The sequence below is a fragment of the Saliphagus sp. GCM10025317 genome, assembly GCF_042663665.1.
GTDB lineage: Archaea > Halobacteriota > Halobacteria > Halobacteriales > Natrialbaceae > Natronosalvus.
The window spans coordinates 853,534-869,520 of the sequence record NZ_JBHTAQ010000007.1; the positions used below are offsets into that span (position 1 = coordinate 853,534).

17 protein-coding genes are annotated in these 15,987 nt (G+C 64.9%); 10 read left to right on the top strand and 7 right to left on the bottom strand.

Going from position 1 to position 15,987, the window contains the following annotated elements; all coding sequences use genetic code 11:
- Positions 1–80: 80 nt before the first annotated feature.
- On the bottom strand, positions 81–827 hold the full coding sequence (locus tag ACFQS4_RS18795; RefSeq protein WP_500195367.1) for a GNAT family N-acetyltransferase: 747 nt from the start codon (positions 825–827) through the stop codon (positions 81–83).
- 170 nt (positions 828–997) lie between these two features.
- Here ACFQS4_RS18795 and ACFQS4_RS18800 point away from each other — a divergent pair, with 170 nt between their 5' ends.
- The 5 genes from ACFQS4_RS18800 (at position 998) to ACFQS4_RS18820 (ending at position 5,776) form a co-directional block, all read left to right on the top strand.
- Positions 998–2,077, top strand: a complete 1,080-nt coding sequence (locus ACFQS4_RS18800) for a succinylglutamate desuccinylase/aspartoacylase family protein (protein WP_500195369.1) — start codon at positions 998–1,000, stop codon at positions 2,075–2,077.
- Positions 2,078–2,250: 173 nt separating this feature from the next.
- Positions 2,251–2,646 carry a succinate dehydrogenase, cytochrome b556 subunit gene (sdhC, locus tag ACFQS4_RS18805; RefSeq protein ID WP_500195371.1) on the top strand — a complete coding sequence of 132 codons (396 nt, stop codon included), beginning with the start codon at positions 2,251–2,253 and terminating at the stop codon, positions 2,644–2,646.
- Positions 2,646–3,011: a succinate dehydrogenase/fumarate reductase transmembrane subunit gene (locus tag ACFQS4_RS18810; protein ID WP_500195374.1), complete on the top strand. Its 366-nt coding sequence runs from the start codon at positions 2,646–2,648 to the stop codon at positions 3,009–3,011. Before sdhC ends, ACFQS4_RS18810 begins: the two co-directional genes overlap by 1 nt.
- Before the next feature lies 1 nt (position 3,012).
- A complete protein-coding gene (locus tag ACFQS4_RS18815) occupies positions 3,013–3,912 on the top strand; it encodes a succinate dehydrogenase/fumarate reductase iron-sulfur subunit (protein ID WP_254158106.1) in 900 nt (299 codons plus the stop codon).
- Between the two features lies 1 nt (position 3,913).
- Entirely contained in the window at positions 3,914–5,776 is a 1,863-nt protein-coding gene (locus ACFQS4_RS18820; protein ID WP_500195376.1) for an FAD-binding protein, read from the top strand.
- A gap of 100 nt (positions 5,777–5,876) precedes the next feature.
- On the opposite strand, the gene ACFQS4_RS18825 is transcribed toward ACFQS4_RS18820, so the two are convergent.
- Positions 5,877–7,076, bottom strand: coding sequence for a S1C family serine protease (locus tag ACFQS4_RS18825; protein ID WP_500195378.1), 1,200 nt, complete (start codon positions 7,074–7,076; stop codon positions 5,877–5,879).
- Between the two features lie 482 nt (positions 7,077–7,558).
- Here ACFQS4_RS18825 and ACFQS4_RS18830 point away from each other — a divergent pair, with 482 nt between their 5' ends.
- Together ACFQS4_RS18830 and ACFQS4_RS18835 are read left to right on the top strand one after the other, a co-directional pair.
- A complete protein-coding gene (locus tag ACFQS4_RS18830; protein WP_500195380.1) occupies positions 7,559–8,035 on the top strand; it encodes an RDD family protein in 477 nt (158 codons plus the stop codon).
- A gap of 188 nt (positions 8,036–8,223) precedes the next feature.
- Positions 8,224–8,433: a DUF8527 family protein gene (locus ACFQS4_RS18835; protein WP_254158102.1), complete on the top strand. Its 210-nt coding sequence runs from the start codon at positions 8,224–8,226 to the stop codon at positions 8,431–8,433.
- Between the two features lie 41 nt (positions 8,434–8,474).
- Here ACFQS4_RS18835 and nth read toward each other — a convergent pair whose 3' ends face one another.
- Positions 8,475–9,158: an endonuclease III gene (gene nth / locus ACFQS4_RS18840; protein ID WP_500195384.1), complete on the bottom strand. Its 684-nt coding sequence runs from the start codon at positions 9,156–9,158 to the stop codon at positions 8,475–8,477.
- 189 nt (positions 9,159–9,347) lie between these two features.
- On the opposite strand from nth, the gene ACFQS4_RS18845 reads away from it, so the two are divergent.
- Both ACFQS4_RS18845 and mvaD read left to right on the top strand, forming a co-directional pair.
- Entirely contained in the window at positions 9,348–10,457 is a 1,110-nt protein-coding gene (locus tag ACFQS4_RS18845; protein WP_500195387.1) for a hypothetical protein, read from the top strand.
- A gap of 117 nt (positions 10,458–10,574) precedes the next feature.
- Positions 10,575–11,561, top strand: a complete 987-nt coding sequence (mvaD, locus tag ACFQS4_RS18850) for a phosphomevalonate decarboxylase MvaD (RefSeq protein WP_500195389.1) — start codon at positions 10,575–10,577, stop codon at positions 11,559–11,561.
- Between the two features lie 394 nt (positions 11,562–11,955).
- Here the strand turns inward: mvaD and ACFQS4_RS18855 are convergent, their stop codons facing one another.
- From ACFQS4_RS18855 to ACFQS4_RS18865, 3 genes are all read right to left on the bottom strand, one after another.
- Complete coding sequence (locus ACFQS4_RS18855; RefSeq protein WP_500195392.1) at positions 11,956–12,264, bottom strand: hypothetical protein; 309 nt, start codon at positions 12,262–12,264, stop codon at positions 11,956–11,958.
- 145 nt (positions 12,265–12,409) lie between these two features.
- The gene (fen, locus tag ACFQS4_RS18860; RefSeq protein WP_500195394.1) at positions 12,410–13,387 is read right to left on the bottom strand and encodes a flap endonuclease-1; all 978 of its coding nucleotides are present in this window, start codon (positions 13,385–13,387) and stop codon (positions 12,410–12,412) included.
- A gap of 99 nt (positions 13,388–13,486) precedes the next feature.
- Positions 13,487–14,116, bottom strand: coding sequence for a GNAT family N-acetyltransferase (locus tag ACFQS4_RS18865; protein WP_500195396.1), 630 nt, complete (start codon positions 14,114–14,116; stop codon positions 13,487–13,489).
- 194 nt (positions 14,117–14,310) lie between these two features.
- Here ACFQS4_RS18865 and ACFQS4_RS18870 point away from each other — a divergent pair, with 194 nt between their 5' ends.
- Positions 14,311–14,862 (top strand): hypothetical protein, encoded by a 552-nt coding sequence (locus ACFQS4_RS18870; RefSeq protein ID WP_500195398.1) that lies wholly within the window; start codon positions 14,311–14,313, stop codon positions 14,860–14,862.
- Positions 14,863–14,872: 10 nt separating this feature from the next.
- Here ACFQS4_RS18870 and ACFQS4_RS18875 read toward each other — a convergent pair whose 3' ends face one another.
- The gene (locus ACFQS4_RS18875; RefSeq protein ID WP_500195400.1) at positions 14,873–15,982 is read right to left on the bottom strand and encodes a TrmB family transcriptional regulator; all 1,110 of its coding nucleotides are present in this window, start codon (positions 15,980–15,982) and stop codon (positions 14,873–14,875) included.
- Between the last annotated feature and the right edge of the window lie 5 nt (positions 15,983–15,987).

A 15,987-nucleotide genomic window follows, 5' to 3' on the forward strand; every position in this document is an offset into this window, starting at 1 on the left:
GGCTGGAATACTCGGCGGTCGGTTGCGGGGATACAGAAGACTGCACTCGAGCCAGAACGAAACCGAAAACGCAGACTCGATCAGAGGTACGACGCGTCCCAGCGCGTCGCCTTCCGCCGGTTGTCACAGCTGTTACAGATAATCCGTCCCATCGAATCCATCGCATTGTCCAGCGAGTCACAGTTGCCACAGAACCAGCCGTATCGCTTGCTCGCCGCCTCGTTCGCGTACACCGTGTAGAAGGGCGCCTTCGACCCGCGCGCAGGCTCCCCGTAGCTCACGTAGCGCGTCTGCCCGTCGTCCTCGATCGTCTCGAGTGCACGCCAGGCATCGTCGCCGTGGTCGCTCTCGACGTAGACGTTCTCGGCGTGGGTCTCGTCCCCGACCTCGAGTTCGCGGGAGCCCACTCGATCGAATCCGTGGGTGTCGTAGAACTCGTTGCCGGCCTCGTTCGCCTCGAGGACGACGCTCTGAATCTGGTCCGCCCCGGCGTCGAGGAGGGTCTCGCGCGTGCGAGCCAGGAGCCGCGGGCCGATTCCGCTCCCGCGGTGGTCCGGATCGACGTGGATCCACTCGATGCGCCCAACGCCGTGGCTCTCGCCGACGAGTTCGCTCTGGGAGAACCCCACGGTTTCGCCGTCGTCCTCCGCAATGATATACACCGCGTGTTCGCGTTCGACCGCGTCCTCGAGGTCGCCATACCAGTTCCCGACGGCCTCGTCGATAGTTTCGTCGTCCAGGAAGTGGGTGTAGGACTCGGCGAGCGAGCGCTGTGCGACCGACCGGATTCTCTCGCTGTCTGCGGACGTGGCTTCGCGTAGGTCCATACCCGCCGCTACCACGGCCTCCATGAAAACTTCTTGCTCGAGTGACGGCGCGCGAAGGTGTTGTGAACGGCTCGACACCGAGAGTATGGAGAGGGGGAATCATCAGGCGTGACCGTCGCGGGCGGGAGTAGGTCACACCAGTTATACCGATCCCCCTCTTCTTGCCGACTATGAGCGAGGATCGCGCCGACTCGAGTTCGGCCGATGGCGGGCCCGGCGAGGACGTGTTCACCTACAACGGTGGGCGCGTCGACCCGGGTGAGTCGGCGAACATTCGATACGGAATCAGCGAGACCTACCTCGGCGACCCGGTTCGCATCCCCGTGACGGTCATCAACGGCATCCACCCGGGACCGACGGTCTTCCTGTCGGCGGCGGCCCACGGCGACGAACTGAACGGCATCGAGGTCGTCCGCGAGGTGGCCCACGACTGGGACCACGCCGACCTCCACGGCACGCTGATCTGTCTCCCCGTGATGAACGTCCCCGGCTTCCTGGCACAAGAGCGGTACCTGCCGATCTACGACCGGGACCTGAACCGGTCGTTTCCCGGCCGGGAGGACAGCACCAGCGCGCGGCGGATGGCTCACCGGATCTTCACGAACTTCATCGAGCCCTGCGACCTCGGCATCGACTTTCACACCTCGACCCGCGGGCGAACGAACATGCTCCACGTGCGGGCGAATATCGACGACGCCGACGTCGAACGGCTCGCGAAGGCGTTCAGTTCGAACGTCATCATCGCCGGCCAGGGGCCGTCCGGCACCCTCCGTCGGGAGGCGACCGACGCCGGGGTTCCGACGATCACGGTCGAAATGGGGGAGGCTCACCGCTTCCAGCGACGCCTCATCGACCGGTCGCTGACGGGCGTTGCGAGCGTGCTCGCGGAGTTCGGCCTCCACCCCCACTCTTCGGTCCACTGGCCCGGCTGGCGCGTGATCATCGACGACGCGGGCGAGAAGACCTGGCTCCGGGCCGACGCCGGCGGCATCGTCGACATGAAACACTCGAGCGGCGACCTCGTCCGGGAAGGGGAGACCATCTGTGCGATCACGAACCCGTTCAAGGAAGAAGACGTCATCGTTACGGTCGAAGCGCCGTTCACGGGCCTGCTCGTTGGCGTCCTCGAGAATCCGGTGGTCTACCCCGGTAATCCGCTGTGTCACCTCGTCAAACTGGACGACACCATCTTGCACGCCCTCGAGCGCGAAATCGAACGACAGGACCCGTTCCTGGAGACCCTCGAGTAGCCGCCGCTCGGGCGCACCCGAACGTATTCGACCTCTCGAGAGCACCCGAACGTATTCAGCATCTCGATCGAACCGGCACGAACGGTGCCAGGCGACCCATCGCTCGCGGCGGGCGACGCGGCAGGATAAAAGTAACTTCTATAGCCCCAGGGTCCAACCCTCGAGATGAGCGCATGAGTCAGTCTTACAATCGCGGCCTCATCGAGGACTTCGGTCGCTGGAAGGAGTTCTCGGCCGGGATGTGGGCGTGGATCTTCCACAAGTTCACCGGGTGGATCCTGATCGGCTACCTGTTTACCCACATCGCGGTGTTGAGTAGCGCCATCTCGGGAGAACAAGCGTACAACACCACCCTCCAGGGACTCGAAGCACTGTTCCTCGTCCGACTGCTCGAGGTCGGCCTGCTGGCGGTCGCCGTCTTCCACATCCTCAACGGGATCCGCCTGCTGATGGTCGACCTGAACGTCGGCCTCGAGGCCCAGGACAAGACGTTCTACCTCTCTTTGCTCCTCACGGGCGCGATTACAGTCGCGAGCGTCCCGACGTTCATGACGGAGGTGGGCTTCTAATGGCCGAACGCTACTCCTCGTTCGCGCCGGGTGGGACCGCGTGGTTCCTCCAGCGCGTCACAGCGGCGTTCCTGATCGTCGTGTTAGCCTTTCACTTCTTCCTCTTACACTTCGTCAACCACGCGTGGGAGATCGAGTTCGCCGGCACCCAACAGCGTATGCAGAACGTCGGCTACTTCCTCACGATGGTCCTGTTCCTGATCACGGCCACGTTCCACGGCGTCAACGGCGTCTACAACGCGCTGGTCAATCAGGGACTGACCGGCACGTCGAAGAAAGTCGTCCTCGCGATCCTCGTGATCGCCGGGGGCGCACTGATCGCCCAGGGAATCTGGGTCGCACTCGTCATGCAGGGGTTCATGTAACATGAGTACGCAACAACAAGAGCAACAGAGCGAACCGGACGAACCGGAGACGCAGGAGGTACCGGCCGACCAGGAGATGAGCGGCCTGACCTCACCACAACAACAGCGACTCCAGCGCAAGGATTCTGCGCGAGTCGACCGCGAGCGAGCCGCCGAGACCGAAGACTTCGAGGAGGACTCCGTCCACCTCAAGGTGTTCCGGTACGACCCCGAAGTCGAGGCCAAGCAGGAACCGCGCTTCGACGACTTTCACGTCCCCTTCACGAAGGGGATGACCGTCCTCGACGCGCTCATCTACGCACGCGACGAGTTCGACTCCTCGCTCACGTTCCGCCACTCCTGTCGCCAGGCGGTCTGTGGCTCGGACGCCTTCTTCGTCAATGGCCGCCAGCGCCTCGGGTGTAAGACCCAAATTTCGGCGCTCGAGCAGCCGGTTCGCGTCGAACCCCTCCCCCATCAAGAGGTCGTCAAGGACCTGGTCGTCGAGATGGAACACTTCTACGAGCAGATGCACGCCGTCGAGCCGTACTTCCAGCAGGAGGACCTGCCAGACGGCGACCTCGAGGAGCAACGCCAGACTCGCGAGAACCGCGAGAAGATCAAGATGTCCAGCCGGTGCATCTGGTGTGCCGCGTGCATGTCCTCGTGTAACATCGCCGCCGGTGACAACCAGTACCTCGGTCCCGCGGCCATCAACAAGGCCTACAAGTTCGCGATGGACGACCGCGAGGACGAGGAGATTAAGGAGCACCGACTGCGCATCCTCGAGCAGGAACACGGCGTCTGGCGCTGTCAGACCCAGTTCTCCTGTACAGTGGTGTGCCCGAAGGACATCCCGCTCACCGAGCACATTCAGGAGCTCAAGCGTGAAGCGGTCAAGAAGAACCTGAAGTTCTGGTAATATGTACGAACACGACGTCATCGTAGTCGGCGCCGGCGGTGCCGGCCTCCGAGCGGCGGTCGCAGCGCACGAGGCGGGAGCGGACGTGGCCATGGTCACGAAACTCCACCCGGTTCGCAGCCACACCGGAGCGGCCGAAGGTGGCATCAACGCGGCCCTCCGGGAGGGCGACGACTGGGAACTCCACGCCTACGACACCATGAAGGGGTCCGACTACCTGGGCGACGCCCCCGCCATCGAGACCCTCGCCAAAGACGCCCCCGAGGACACGATCAAACTCGAGCACTGGGGGATGCCCTTCTCCCGCGAGGAGGACGGCACGGTCTCCCAGCGGCCGTTCGGCGGCCTCTCGTTCCCACGAACGACCTACGCGGGCGCCGAGACCGGCCACCACCTGCTCCACACGATGTACGAGCAGGTCGTCAAGCGCGGCATCCAGGTCTACGACGAGTGGTTCGTGATGAACCTCGCCGTCAGCGACGAACCCGACCCGAACGACCGGACCTGCCACGGCGTCGTCGCCTACGACGTCCAGTCCGGCGAGATTCAGGGATTCAAGGCCCGCCAGGGCGTCGTCCTCGCGACCGGCGGCCCCGGCCAGGCGTTCGATCACACCACCAACGCCGTCTCCTGTACGGGTGACGGCCAGGCGATCGCCTACCGCGCGGGCGTCCCGCTCGAGGACATGGAGTTCGTCCAGTTCCACCCGACGACGCTCCCGAGCACGGGCGTCCTCATCTCCGAGGGGGTCCGCGGCGAGGGCGGTATTCTGTACAACGAGGACGGCGAGCGGTTCATGTTCGAGCACGGCTACGCGAACAACGACGGCGAACTCGCGAGCCGGGACGTCGTCTCCCGCGCCGAGTTGACCGAGGTCAACGAGGGTCGCGGCGTCAACGACGAGTACGTCCACCTCGACATGCGTCACCTGGGCGAGGAGCGCATTCTCGACCGTCTCGAGAACATTTTGCACCTGGCTGAGGACTTCGAAGGTGTCGACGGTCTCGTCGAACCCATGCCGGTCAAACCCGGTCAGCACTACGAGATGGGCGGCATCGAGACCGACGAGAACGGCCAGACGTGCATCTCGGGACTGTATGCGGCGGGCGAGTGCGCCTGCGTCTCCGTCCACGGCGCGAACCGCTTAGGCGGGAACGCGCTGCCCGAACTCATCGTCTTCGGCAAGCGCGCGGGCGCTCACGCCGCCGGCGCGGACCTCGGGGACCCCGAGATTCAGACGGGGTACGCCGACGACGTCGAGGACGAGACCGACGCCGACCTCCCCGTGACGCCCGGCGAAGCGGGGCTCGAGCCCGCCGGGGCCGAAACGAGCGAGAGCGAGGACGTCGCCGCCGACGGCTCCGGCCAGGTGACCGACGCCGACGGCCTGCTCGAGCGCGCCGTCGAGACCGAACGCGAGCGCGTCGCGCACCTGATGGGGCGCGACGACGGCGTCAAACACGCCGACATCCGCGCGAAACTGCAGAAAGCGATGACCCGGGACGTGAACGTCTTCCGCGAAGAGGAGGGGCTCAAACGCGCCCTGAAGGCGATCCGGGAGTGCCGGGAGATGTACCAGGACGTCTACGTGGAGGACCCCTCACGGACGTTCAACACGGACCTGCAGATGACCTACGAGACGCGCAACCTGATCGACGTCGCCGAGACGATCACCCTGGGCGCGCTCGTCCGTAACGAGTTCCGCGGCGCTCACTGGCGCCTCGAGAACCAGGTCCGCGACGACGAGAACTGGCTCAAGCACACGCTGATCTCCTGGAACGGTGGCAAACCGTCGATCTGGTACCGACCCACGATCCTCGAGGGTGAAGACGAGACCTACGAGCCGAAGGTTCGTAGTTACTGATCGGCTTTCGACTCGCCTCCGCCGTTATACCCTTCTCGCTCGACGACGGTATCCAGGACGCTATCGAAACCGGGGTTTTGCACTCGACTTTGACCTGCTGCTACGGACTCGGTGCTCCCGTTTCCGGTTCTGGCCGCTCGCCCAGCGTGACGGTAACCGTCTCCTCCTCTCCGCCGCTACGCACCGTGAGCGATACCTCGTCCCCAGGTTCCGTCTGGGAGACGAGGTAGCCAACGAGTTCTTCGCCGCTCCTGATCGGCTGATCGTCGATTGCAATGATCACGTCGCCGCCGACGGGGACGACAGTCCCGTTGACCGACTCGCCCTCAGTGGTTCCCTCGAGTACCTCGGCCGCAGGCCCGCCGGGAACCGTCTGGTGAACGTAGGCGCCGGTAGTCGACTCGAGGTCGTTCGCCGCCGCCAGTGACGGGGAGACGTCCACGGTCGACACGCCGAGGTACGGGTGAGCGTAGTCGCCGGTCTCGATCAGTGACGGGGCGACCCGCTCGAGCAGATGAGCGCCGATGGCGAATCCGATGTTTTCCCCGCCCCCGGCCCGGTTGACGCCGACGACCTCGCCGTCGCAGGTGACGAGTGGACCGCCGCTGTTACCTGGGTTGATCGGTGCGTCGGTCTGGATCGCGTTCGGGATGGTAAAGCCTTGCTGGAGCGGCATCGATCGATTGACTGCGCTGACGATTCCCTCGGTGATCGTCCCCTCGAGGCCGAACGGGCTACCGAACGCGGCGACGCGTTCACCCGGGGGCGGGAGTTCAGACGCGACGGGTAGCACCTCTGCCGACTCAGGGGGACTAGAGACGGCGACAACCGCGAGGTCGCTGTAAACGTCCGTACCGACGACCTCGCCGTCGCGAGACTCGCCATTTTCGAACTCGACGGTTACGGTGGTCTGGTTCGTGACGACGTGCTGGTTCGTCACGACGTAGATCGTCTCGTTTCCGTCGGCCGTGGCATTCGATTCGGCGTAGACGAACCCGGATCCGAGTCCGCCGCCACCGCCGGGGGCCTCACCGTCGGTCGTGTTCGCCGGTCGAACCTGGACCTGGACGACCCCGGGCGTCGTCTCCTCGTACAGCGAGACGTAGTCGCAGGTCGCTTCCGTCGCCTCCGATTCGTTCCGTTCGTCCTGGGCCTCCAGTGGGAGTGCTGCGGCGGCGCCAGTATCCCTCTCTGAATCTGAGATGCGTTCGCTCGTCAGTCCACTCGTGGGGGCCGCGAATGCGATGAGCGACGTCACCACGACGAGTGCTACGACGACGCTTCGTACGGTAGATAGCATACCGGTGAGGATACAGGAGAACGAATAAACCGACACGACCGTTTCACCGGAACGGTACCTTCACGATTGATTTCGCCGGACGGATCTCCGAAGTCGAAGCAAGGAACGTGCTAACCGGTCATTTCGGCGGTGTGCTTTCGCGGAGATTTTAACGGCGCTGAATCATCCATTGCGCCCTCCTCCCGCGGTAATTGGGACTTGTGGTGACCGAACGCTCGATGAAGACGCTAGCGATGACGGGCTCGAGGGCGGGAAGGGGGCCGACGGGCCGAAGGTCCACCGCTACCGATCTGTTTCTTCTGTTTTTCGCCGAGGCGGTCGCCCTGGCCGCCGGTCGCGGATCGGTACCGTCGGCATCCGGTTTCGCGCGGCGTGCAATTCGGCCTGCTGAGGATATAACGCCACGTCACCCCCGAGATCGGTGGGCTACGCGACGATCATCGAACGGTACTGATAACTTCACACCGGCCAGTATACGGGTCATGGATGAGACACTGGCAACCGAGAGGACGCTCCACCTCGCGTCCTGGGAGGATCGCTTCTGGGCGTGGCTGATCGACGTGCTCCTCGTAGGGGCGGCCCTCTCCGGTCTGGGCGAAGCGGTGGGGACGCTCTCGCTCGTCACCGACGACCTGTCGTTTTCGCCCTCGTTTCTGGGCACTAGCGGCCTCGGGATCTGGCTCTACTGGACTGCCCTCGAGGGGTACAACGGTCAGTCAGCCGGCAAGCTCGTGATGAACATCGCGGTCACCGACGAACGCGGCGACCCGATCGACTACCCCACGGCGGCGGTCGAGAGCTTCGGCAAGGCGTTCTTGCTCCCGCTCGACGCGTTGATCGGCTGGATCGCCATGGAGAGCGAGTACGTACGGCTGTTCAACAGGTTGTCCTCAACGATCGTCGTCAAGGCTCCCGAGGAAGACGAACCCGCGGGCGTGACGTACGTTCCTCCGGAGTGATTTGAGACGCGACCGTCCCGAGTGATTCGAGACGCGATCGACGCCGATCCCGACGCGATTTTGCCCCTCGAGCACCAGCGGTAGCATATGAGTGGCGTCCGTTTCGTCGAGCGCAGTTGTGGACTCGAGGTCGAGCGCGAGTACGGAGACGAGTGCGGAATCCGCGGATCGGCTAACCGGGTGCGACCATGAGCGGCCCGCGCCGACGACCTCGACAAACTGGCGACGTGTCGGGCGGTCGCCGCCTCAAACTCGGATTTTTACTGCTCGTCGCCCTCTCGGGGGCCACGATGGCATTTCAGGGTGGTGCGTCGCTTCCGGTCGTCGCCCTCGCAACCCTCATCGGTGGGCTGGCGGGCGGCGCGCTGTTGTGGTACGTGTCCTGGATTACGCGGTGAACTCGAGGCTCTCGGTTCAGGATTTCCGCGACTTTCACGAGTCACCACGGCTCGCCAGACGCCAGGTCGATTTCGCTGTCACCCTTCTCGGACGGACAGATGTCGGCGAGAACGCACGCCTCGCAGTCGGGCGACCGGGCCGAACACACCGCGCGCCCGTGATCGATGCAGAGGTGGGTGAACTGCTGCCAGTACCCGTCGGGAACAATTTCCATGAGCTCGCGCTCTATTTGCTCGGGGTACGCCTCCTCGGTCAGACCGAGTCGTCGTGAGAGCCGCTGGACGTGCGTATCGACGACGATCCCCTCGACCACGTCGTGCCCGTGCTGGAGGACGACGTTCGCCGTCTTGCGACCGACGCCGGGAAGATCCGTGAGTTCGGCCATGGTGTCGGGGACCTCGCCGTCGTGTTCGTCGACGATTTTCTCACAGGCAGTGCGGATGTACTTTGCCTTGTTGTTGTAGTAGGTGATCGAACTGAGGGCGCCGGCGAGTTCCTCCTGGGGCGCGTTCGCGTAGTCCTCGGGCGTCTCGTAGGTCGCGAAGAGGTCCTTTGTCTCCTGGTTGACGCGCTCGTCGGTACACTGCGCCGAGAGGATCACCGCGATCAGCAACTCGTGGCGGTTCGAGTACCGAAGCGAGATGGTCGAGTCGGGGTACTCGTGCTCGAGGCGGTCGACCACCTCGGCGGCCTGCTCCTGGCGGGTCTCGAGAGGGGTTCCCATCGTCTGTGGGTTTCGAGAGCGATCATTTCAGGCGTTCGGTTCCGTAGCGGGAGTTGCAGAAATGCAAACTGAGGGACACTCTTATCATCCTCCACTTCGAGTCTCTCGAAAAGGCTCCGGGGGGAGTCCGCCAGGTGAGCGGGTCAGTTGCCACCTGACGACGACAGCGACAGACGGGGAACTCAGGTCATGACCGAAGCCAACGAACCACTCACGATTTCGGACGAACCGTACGACAGATTCGGCGACGACTTGCTCGACGCCCTGCTCGCCCAGCTCAGCACGGACGAGGGCGGGGCCAGACGTGATGCGCTCCGGCGAGCCCTGAACATCGATACTAACACGAGCAACGAGGTTCGCCTCGAGCACGTCGAGTCGTCGCTGACCGAACTCGAGGCCTACACCGACGCCATGCGCGAGTTCTTCGACGAGAACGGGACCGCCGAGGACGTCCTCGAAGCGGTCCAGGACGGTCTCGAGGCAGCCAGAACGGACCTCGAGTCCCTTGAATCCGACGTAAGCAACCTCGAGGCATCGGACGAGGCACTCGAGGGACGCGTCGACGGACTCGAGGAGACGCTCGAGCGCCTCGACTCCCGCCTCGAGTACGTCGGGACGGAGACGTCGGAACTCCGTGACGACTTCGAGGCCGCGCGGGACTCGCTCGAGGATTCGGTCGCCGAGATTGGGGCGACCACTGACGGGCTGGCCGACGACCTCGAGGCCCAGTTCGAGACCATCCAGAACCTCGACGCGCGTCAGGAGGACCTGGTCGACCGACTCGAATCGATGGCAGAGCAGCGGGAGGCCGATCGTACGGTGCTTGAGGCGCGGATCGACGAGCGAGCGGTCGAACTCGAGGCACAAATGGACGACCGGGTCGACGACCTGGAGGGCCGAATCGACGAGCGAGCAGGCGAACTCGAGGAGCGAATCAACACCTTCGAACGGCACGTCGACGACCGGCTGGCGTCGCTGCGCGAGGACCTCTTCACGGAACTCGAGTCGGTAGACGACTCGCTGACTGAGGACGTCGACGCGCTCGAATCGGGAATGACCGATCTCGAGGAATCCGTTGATGATTCGATCGCCGACGTGCGGGCGGCCGTTGAGGACGACCTCGAGTCACTCGAGGTCGACATCGGAACGCTCGAAGAGACGACCGGCGGCCGGATCGACGACCTGCGGTGCGCGCTCGAGACCGACGTCGACGACCTCGAGGGACGGGTCGACGAACTCGAGGCGACAGCGGCCGAGGCCGAGGAGTGGCGCCAGTCGTTACAGCACGCCTTTCAGTGAGCGAGGCAGCCCGCCTTCCAGTGAGCGGGGCGTCGATCGGGACGGCTACAGACGGGCGCACCTGACGACCACTCCGATGCCGTGACCTTTAAGCGGTCGTCACACACCTGTGGGGGTATGAAAGCGACGGCGATGGCCCACCCAATCCAGGGCCTGATCAAGTACCACGGGATGCGCGACGACATCGAGCGACTCCCGTATCACGACAGTATCAGCGTCTGCACCGCCCCGAGTCACACCCGCACCACCGTCGAGTTCTCGATGGACCACGACGAGGACGTCTACGTCGTCGACGGCGAGGAACTCGAGGGACGGGGCTTCGAGCGCCTCGAGGCCGTCGTCGACAAGGCCCGCGACATGTCGGACGCGGCCCACACCGTCTACCCGGTTCGCATCGAGAGCGAGAACAGTTTCCCCTCCAATGTGGGATTGGGCTCGTCGTCGTCTGGCTTCGCGGCCGCGGCCCGAGCCCTCGCGGAAGCCGCCGAGCTCGACGCCTCTCTGCAGGACATCTCGACCATCGCCCGCGTGGGGTCGGCCTCGGCCGCCCGGTCGGTGACGGGGGCGTTCTCCCAGCTCTACACCGGGATGAACGACGAGGACTGTCGCTCCCGGCGCGTGCCAAGCAACCTCCACGAGGAGCTGAAGATCGTCGTTGGGCTCGTTCCCTACCACAAGGAGACCGAGGACGCCCACGACGAGGCCGCCGACAGCCACATGTTCCAGGCGCGAAACGCCCACATCCACGGCCAGATCGCAAAGATGCGCGACGCGCTCCGCAACGACGACTTCGACCGGGCGTTCGAACTGGCCGAACACGACTCGTTGTCGCTGGCGGCGACGACGATGACCGGCCCAGAGGGGTGGGTCTACTGGCAGCCGGCCACCCTCGCCATCTTCAACAAAGTGCGCGAACTCCGCGAGGAGGAAGACATTCCGGTGTACTTCTCGACTGATACCGGCGCGAGCGTCTACGTCAACACCACCGAAGAACACGCCGAAACCGTCGAGGAGGCCATCGCCGAGACCGGCGTCTCGACTACCACGTGGGGCGTCGGCGGCCCAGCGCGGCTGCTCGAGGACGAGGACGATCACTTGTTCTAAAGAACCACCTTCTACGCCCACCTTTTGCGCTGCGGTCTAACGCGCTGACGCCAGCGTAGCTGGCGCACAGCACGTCGTCCCTCGGCAAAAGCTGGACCAAAAACACTCCTCCTTCCCCTACGGGTCAGTCGTCGGTTCGCTCGCTCACTGCGCTCGCTCGCGGTGAGCATCGGTGGACCGCCTGCCCTTCCCCGAGTCGCGAGAAGTCGCCGCTATGGCGACTTCGCGCTCCCGGCCGTTCGTTTTTGTAACGAAATCACGCGTGTTTACCGCTCTCACATACAATTGCTCGAGAGCGTCGGCGTCGCCATTCGTCTCCTCGAATCGAGCGACGGGCTGTTACGGGTATGCGCCACTATCACGGCATCTCAACAAAATGGGGTCGTCTGATCGATCACGCTCGGATAGCGCTGAACGACACTGCTCGGAGCGCCGCTCCCGTGAACAGGAGGACGACGAACGCGATGGCCAGCCACATGCCGACCTGCGTTCCGAGCGCGCCAGCGATAACACCGAGGAGATCGACACCGAATGCTTGCCCGAGCGCGAACAGCACGATCGTCAGGCCGACGACGGCGACCGCCGTCTGCAGTGCCGTCGAGGCGGCCCAGGCCCCCGCAGCGCTCTCGTCGTGGCGCTCCGCGGGTGGTCGCTCGTCACGAGCACGTGTTTCGGATCGATCGGCAGTGCGGTCTCGAGTCATCGGTCTAGTACCCCATCTGAGGCCACAAGACGGCTACACCTCAACGCTCACCCGGCAGGTGCATGGCGTACTTTATCTGGCGGACAGAAATCGCCGAGGTACCAATCCGGAATTACCGGTGGAAAAAGGTGATTACCCCTGAATCTCACGTCCACTTGTCCAATCCGGTCTGCGTGACGCTCTCCTCGATCCGCTCGAAACCGCGTTCGACCTCTCCGGCGTCGACGTCCCACTCGTCGACCACGTAGGCGCGGGCCGCCTCGAGGTCCGGGTCCAGGCTCGTCTCGAACTCGTAGTCGTCGGTGACGTCAGGGTCCCGGAAGAGCTGTCGAACCCGGTCGCCGTACTCGACGTGGTCGCCGCGGGCCTCCAGGACGCTCCAGAGGTCGCCGTGTTCGGCTATCTCTTTCAGGGCCGTCTTGGGGCCGATGCCGTTCACGCCCTCGTTGAAGTCCGTCCCGATCAGTATGGCCGCGTCGATGAGCTGTTCCTGCGTGAGGTCGTGTTTCGCGAGGGTCGCCTCGAGGTCCATCAGTTCGGGGTCCCCCTTGCTCGTCAGTTGCCGGAGCGTGTAGGGGGCGCCGAAGAGGAGCGCGTCGTAGTCCTCCGAGCCGACGTAGTCGGCGTCTCCGCGGCGGGCCATGTGCGCCGCCTGCGCCTCGCCCTCGGCGGGCGCCTCGACGATGGGCACGTCGAGCAGTCGGAGCAGTTCGCGACTCGTCTCCTGGATCGTCGACGTCAGCCGCTGGGTTCGAGACTCGAGTTGGGCGATGGCGACCGTGTCGCCCCCCTCGCGGGCGCGCTCGAGCTGGGCTTCGTAGGTCTCGCGCTGGTCGCGCCGGGATTCAATCTCGTCGGCTTTCAGTTCCGAGGGGCCGCCGTCGAAGACCATCACGGGGACGATGTCGTGTTCGAAGAACTTCGGCAGGCCCTGGACGATGCCGATCAGGTTCGCGACTTCGGTGCCGTCGCTGGTCGTGTACTTCCCGCTTGCGGTCCACTTGACGGTCGTCGTCAGGTACCGGTAGAGCCAGTTGTGAGCGTCGACGGCGACGACGCCCTCGACGTCCGAGAACGGAATCGACTCGATGACGGCGATGTCCCGGAGTGCTGCGTTTCCCATTGGGTGTTCTTGGAAGGAGAGGGATTTGAAACGTTCCCTCCTGGTTTCGTTTTCGTCGTCTGTCTCCGACAGGAGCGGATCCCCTCTCGCTCACCCACGCTATGGCGAATCGATCCGCGAGGGCGGCCCCTCCTCGAGTCGGTGCGCTACGAACGCGCGTTCGCCCTCGGAGAGGTCGCGCTCGAGGAAGCGTTCGAGGCCCCGGCGATACGTCTCCGTGGTCGCTCGCGTCGGGTGCTCGAGGACGAGTTCGGCGATACCGGTGGTCTCACCGGTGAATCCGAAGTCGGCCTTCCAGAGGGCGTCGTAGGCGTAGGGGTTGTTGACGGCGATCCGAAGGTGATCGTAGCCGCGCTCGAGGGCCGCATCGCGGACGAAGGCGACGAGTTCCGGGCCAAGCCCCCGGCCGCGGTGGGCGCGATCGACGGTGACGTACCGCAGCCAGAGCGTCGAGGCGTCGGTCCGATCCTCGTTGAACGCGACGGCGGCGAGGACGTCGGTCGCGTAGGGCAGGTCGGCGCGTTCGCTCGAGTCGAGGTCAGCCAACTCTATTCCTGCGTCGGCGTCCTCGAACTCGTCGTCGCCTGCTCGAGCGCGAGCGACCGCTTTCCCGGTCGACGACATCACGAACTTGCCCGCGTAGCTGAACCGCTCGTGGTGAAGCCTGAGCGTGGGCCCGTCGGGCGGCCAGCCGAGCAGTTCGAGGGCGACCTGCGATTCCTCGGGCATTGCGTGCAATTCGCGCGCCTCGCGGAAAAACCCGCGTGTTCGGTGAATCGAACGCTTCGCTCGAGTGTCGTCTCGTTCCAGACCGGGGCGGACGCAAGTTGTGAGTGGCCCGTGATCGTCGAGTTAGCCCCGACTTCAACGACCGGGCGGTCGCCAGCCGTTCGCTTTTGCCGCCATCCGTGCTAGCACACGACATGAGTGCAAACACAGACACGACCAGCGGGTTCGGCGTCGGCGGACGCATCGGCTGGCCCATCGGTGGCGCGATTGGCGGCGCCGTCGGCGCCGCCGCGTTCGGTCTGCTCGTCTGGTTCTTCAGCCCCGACGTCATCGAGGCGACGATACCGACGGCGTACGGCCTCGAGGCGGCGGGCGCGACCGGCTGGGCGATTCAACTCGCACACGGGGCGGTACTGGGCCTGATCTTCGCGTTCGTCGTGACTCGCCAGGCCGTTCTGGGGCTGCTCCGGACGGACGTCGAGACGGACGCGATCGCTCGAACCGGCCTGACGGGTCGCTTCGTCGCTGCGGGACTCGTCTTTGGATTTGCCGTGTGGGCCGTCCTCCCGATGCTCATCCTCCCCGTCTGGCTGAACGCCGTCGGTGCCGGCGAAACCACGCAGTTCTCCGCGCTCGCGACCAACGGCCTCGTCGGGCACCTTCTGTTCGGGACGGTCCTCGGTGCCGTGTTCGCGTTGCTGGTCGACGTGACCAGCCGCACGTCGCGAGACGTGCTCCAGGAGTGATCTCGAGCGCTTACGACGCCGGCTCGAGGGTCACCGACTTCGTCTCGTAGTCCTCAACGAACGCGCCCTCGCCGCCGAGGGTGACGGTGTGACTGTCGCCGTCTTCGCCCTCGCTCTCGCCTTCACCCTCGTCGTCTCCCGCTCCATCGGCGGCTTCGATCTCGACGATCAGCGCGTTCTCGACCGCGAACGTGTCCCTGGTCGGCTCGAGGAGGCTCTGTCTGACCCCGACGAGTCGCCCCTCGACGGTGGCGTACTCGTCCGTCCGAACGGGACGGGCCTCGGCCCTGACGACGAGCTCGCGCCCGGCCTCGAGGTGGAGCGTCGATTGCAAGACGGCGTGGCGGAAGTCGGTGTAGGTCCGCGGGAGGTCGTCCGGGTCCGTGACGTACACCTGCTCGGCCATCGGCCAGTAGTTGCCGAAGAAGGAGCCGACGATGATCGGCACGAGCTGGGCCTGCGAGATGGCGATCCCCTGCGCTCCGGCGTTCGAACGGACGATCATCTCGTTCGGGGCGAACAGGCCGAGACGGCGCTCGGCGGTCACGATGAGCGGCGCGTTCTCTCCCCAGACCCTGACGACGCTCGCGATGCCCTCGAAGCGTTCGGCGGGAAGGGTGTCGTCGCCGGTCACGAGCAGGATGACCAGGACGTCGCGGTCGACCGTCTCCCGCAGTTCGTCTTCGACTTCCTCGAGCAGCGAGGCGGGGATCGAGAGCGTCACCTCCTCGGTGGCGCGCTCGAGCAGTCCTCTGATCCGCTTCATGATGGTCGTCCGGGTCTTGATGACCTCGAACTCCCGTTCCTGTTCGGAGACGTTGCCATACCGGGTGGTGAGTTCGGGCTGGAGCGACTCGAGGTCGCTCGTGAGCGCCGCGACGACCTCCTCCGGCGGGTTCGCCCGGATGGTCGTCGGCACGACGTGGTCGATGACGTCGACGAAGCCCCGTTCGTCGAGCTTCTCGCTGACGCTGTAGACGTAGCGCTTCGAGACGCCCGCGTCCTCCGCTACCGTGCTCGCCTTCGCCTCCCCGTGCTCGAGAATAGTGAGATACGTGTCGATTTCCTTCTCCGACAGGCCTAGCTGTCGGAGGTTGTCCGCGACCGTCTCGTCGTCCATACGCA

Coding starts and splice junctions, on each gene's coding strand:
- ACFQS4_RS18820 (WP_500195376.1), top strand. CDS start 3,914: ATGTACGAACACGACGTCATCGTAGTCGGCGCCGGCGGTGCCGGCCTC.
- ACFQS4_RS18855 (WP_500195392.1), bottom strand. CDS start 12,264: ATGACTCGAGACCGCACTGCCGATCGATCCGAAACACGTGCTCGTGAC.
- ACFQS4_RS18800 (WP_500195369.1), top strand. CDS start 998: ATGAGCGAGGATCGCGCCGACTCGAGTTCGGCCGATGGCGGGCCCGGC.
- sdhC (WP_500195371.1), top strand. CDS start 2,251: ATGAGTCAGTCTTACAATCGCGGCCTCATCGAGGACTTCGGTCGCTGG.
- ACFQS4_RS18810 (WP_500195374.1), top strand. CDS start 2,646: ATGGCCGAACGCTACTCCTCGTTCGCGCCGGGTGGGACCGCGTGGTTC.
- nth (WP_500195384.1), bottom strand. CDS start 9,158: ATGGGAACCCCTCTCGAGACCCGCCAGGAGCAGGCCGCCGAGGTGGTC.
- ACFQS4_RS18845 (WP_500195387.1), top strand. CDS start 9,348: ATGACCGAAGCCAACGAACCACTCACGATTTCGGACGAACCGTACGAC.
- mvaD (WP_500195389.1), top strand. CDS start 10,575: ATGAAAGCGACGGCGATGGCCCACCCAATCCAGGGCCTGATCAAGTAC.
- ACFQS4_RS18815 (WP_254158106.1), top strand. CDS start 3,013: ATGAGTACGCAACAACAAGAGCAACAGAGCGAACCGGACGAACCGGAG.
- ACFQS4_RS18795 (WP_500195367.1), bottom strand. CDS start 827: ATGGACCTACGCGAAGCCACGTCCGCAGACAGCGAGAGAATCCGGTCG.
- ACFQS4_RS18870 (WP_500195398.1), top strand. CDS start 14,311: ATGAGTGCAAACACAGACACGACCAGCGGGTTCGGCGTCGGCGGACGC.
- ACFQS4_RS18835 (WP_254158102.1), top strand. CDS start 8,224: ATGAGCGGCCCGCGCCGACGACCTCGACAAACTGGCGACGTGTCGGGC.
- ACFQS4_RS18875 (WP_500195400.1), bottom strand. CDS start 15,982: ATGGACGACGAGACGGTCGCGGACAACCTCCGACAGCTAGGCCTGTCG.
- ACFQS4_RS18865 (WP_500195396.1), bottom strand. CDS start 14,116: ATGCCCGAGGAATCGCAGGTCGCCCTCGAACTGCTCGGCTGGCCGCCC.
- fen (WP_500195394.1), bottom strand. CDS start 13,387: ATGGGAAACGCAGCACTCCGGGACATCGCCGTCATCGAGTCGATTCCG.
- ACFQS4_RS18830 (WP_500195380.1), top strand. CDS start 7,559: ATGGATGAGACACTGGCAACCGAGAGGACGCTCCACCTCGCGTCCTGG.
- ACFQS4_RS18825 (WP_500195378.1), bottom strand. CDS start 7,076: ATGCTATCTACCGTACGAAGCGTCGTCGTAGCACTCGTCGTGGTGACG.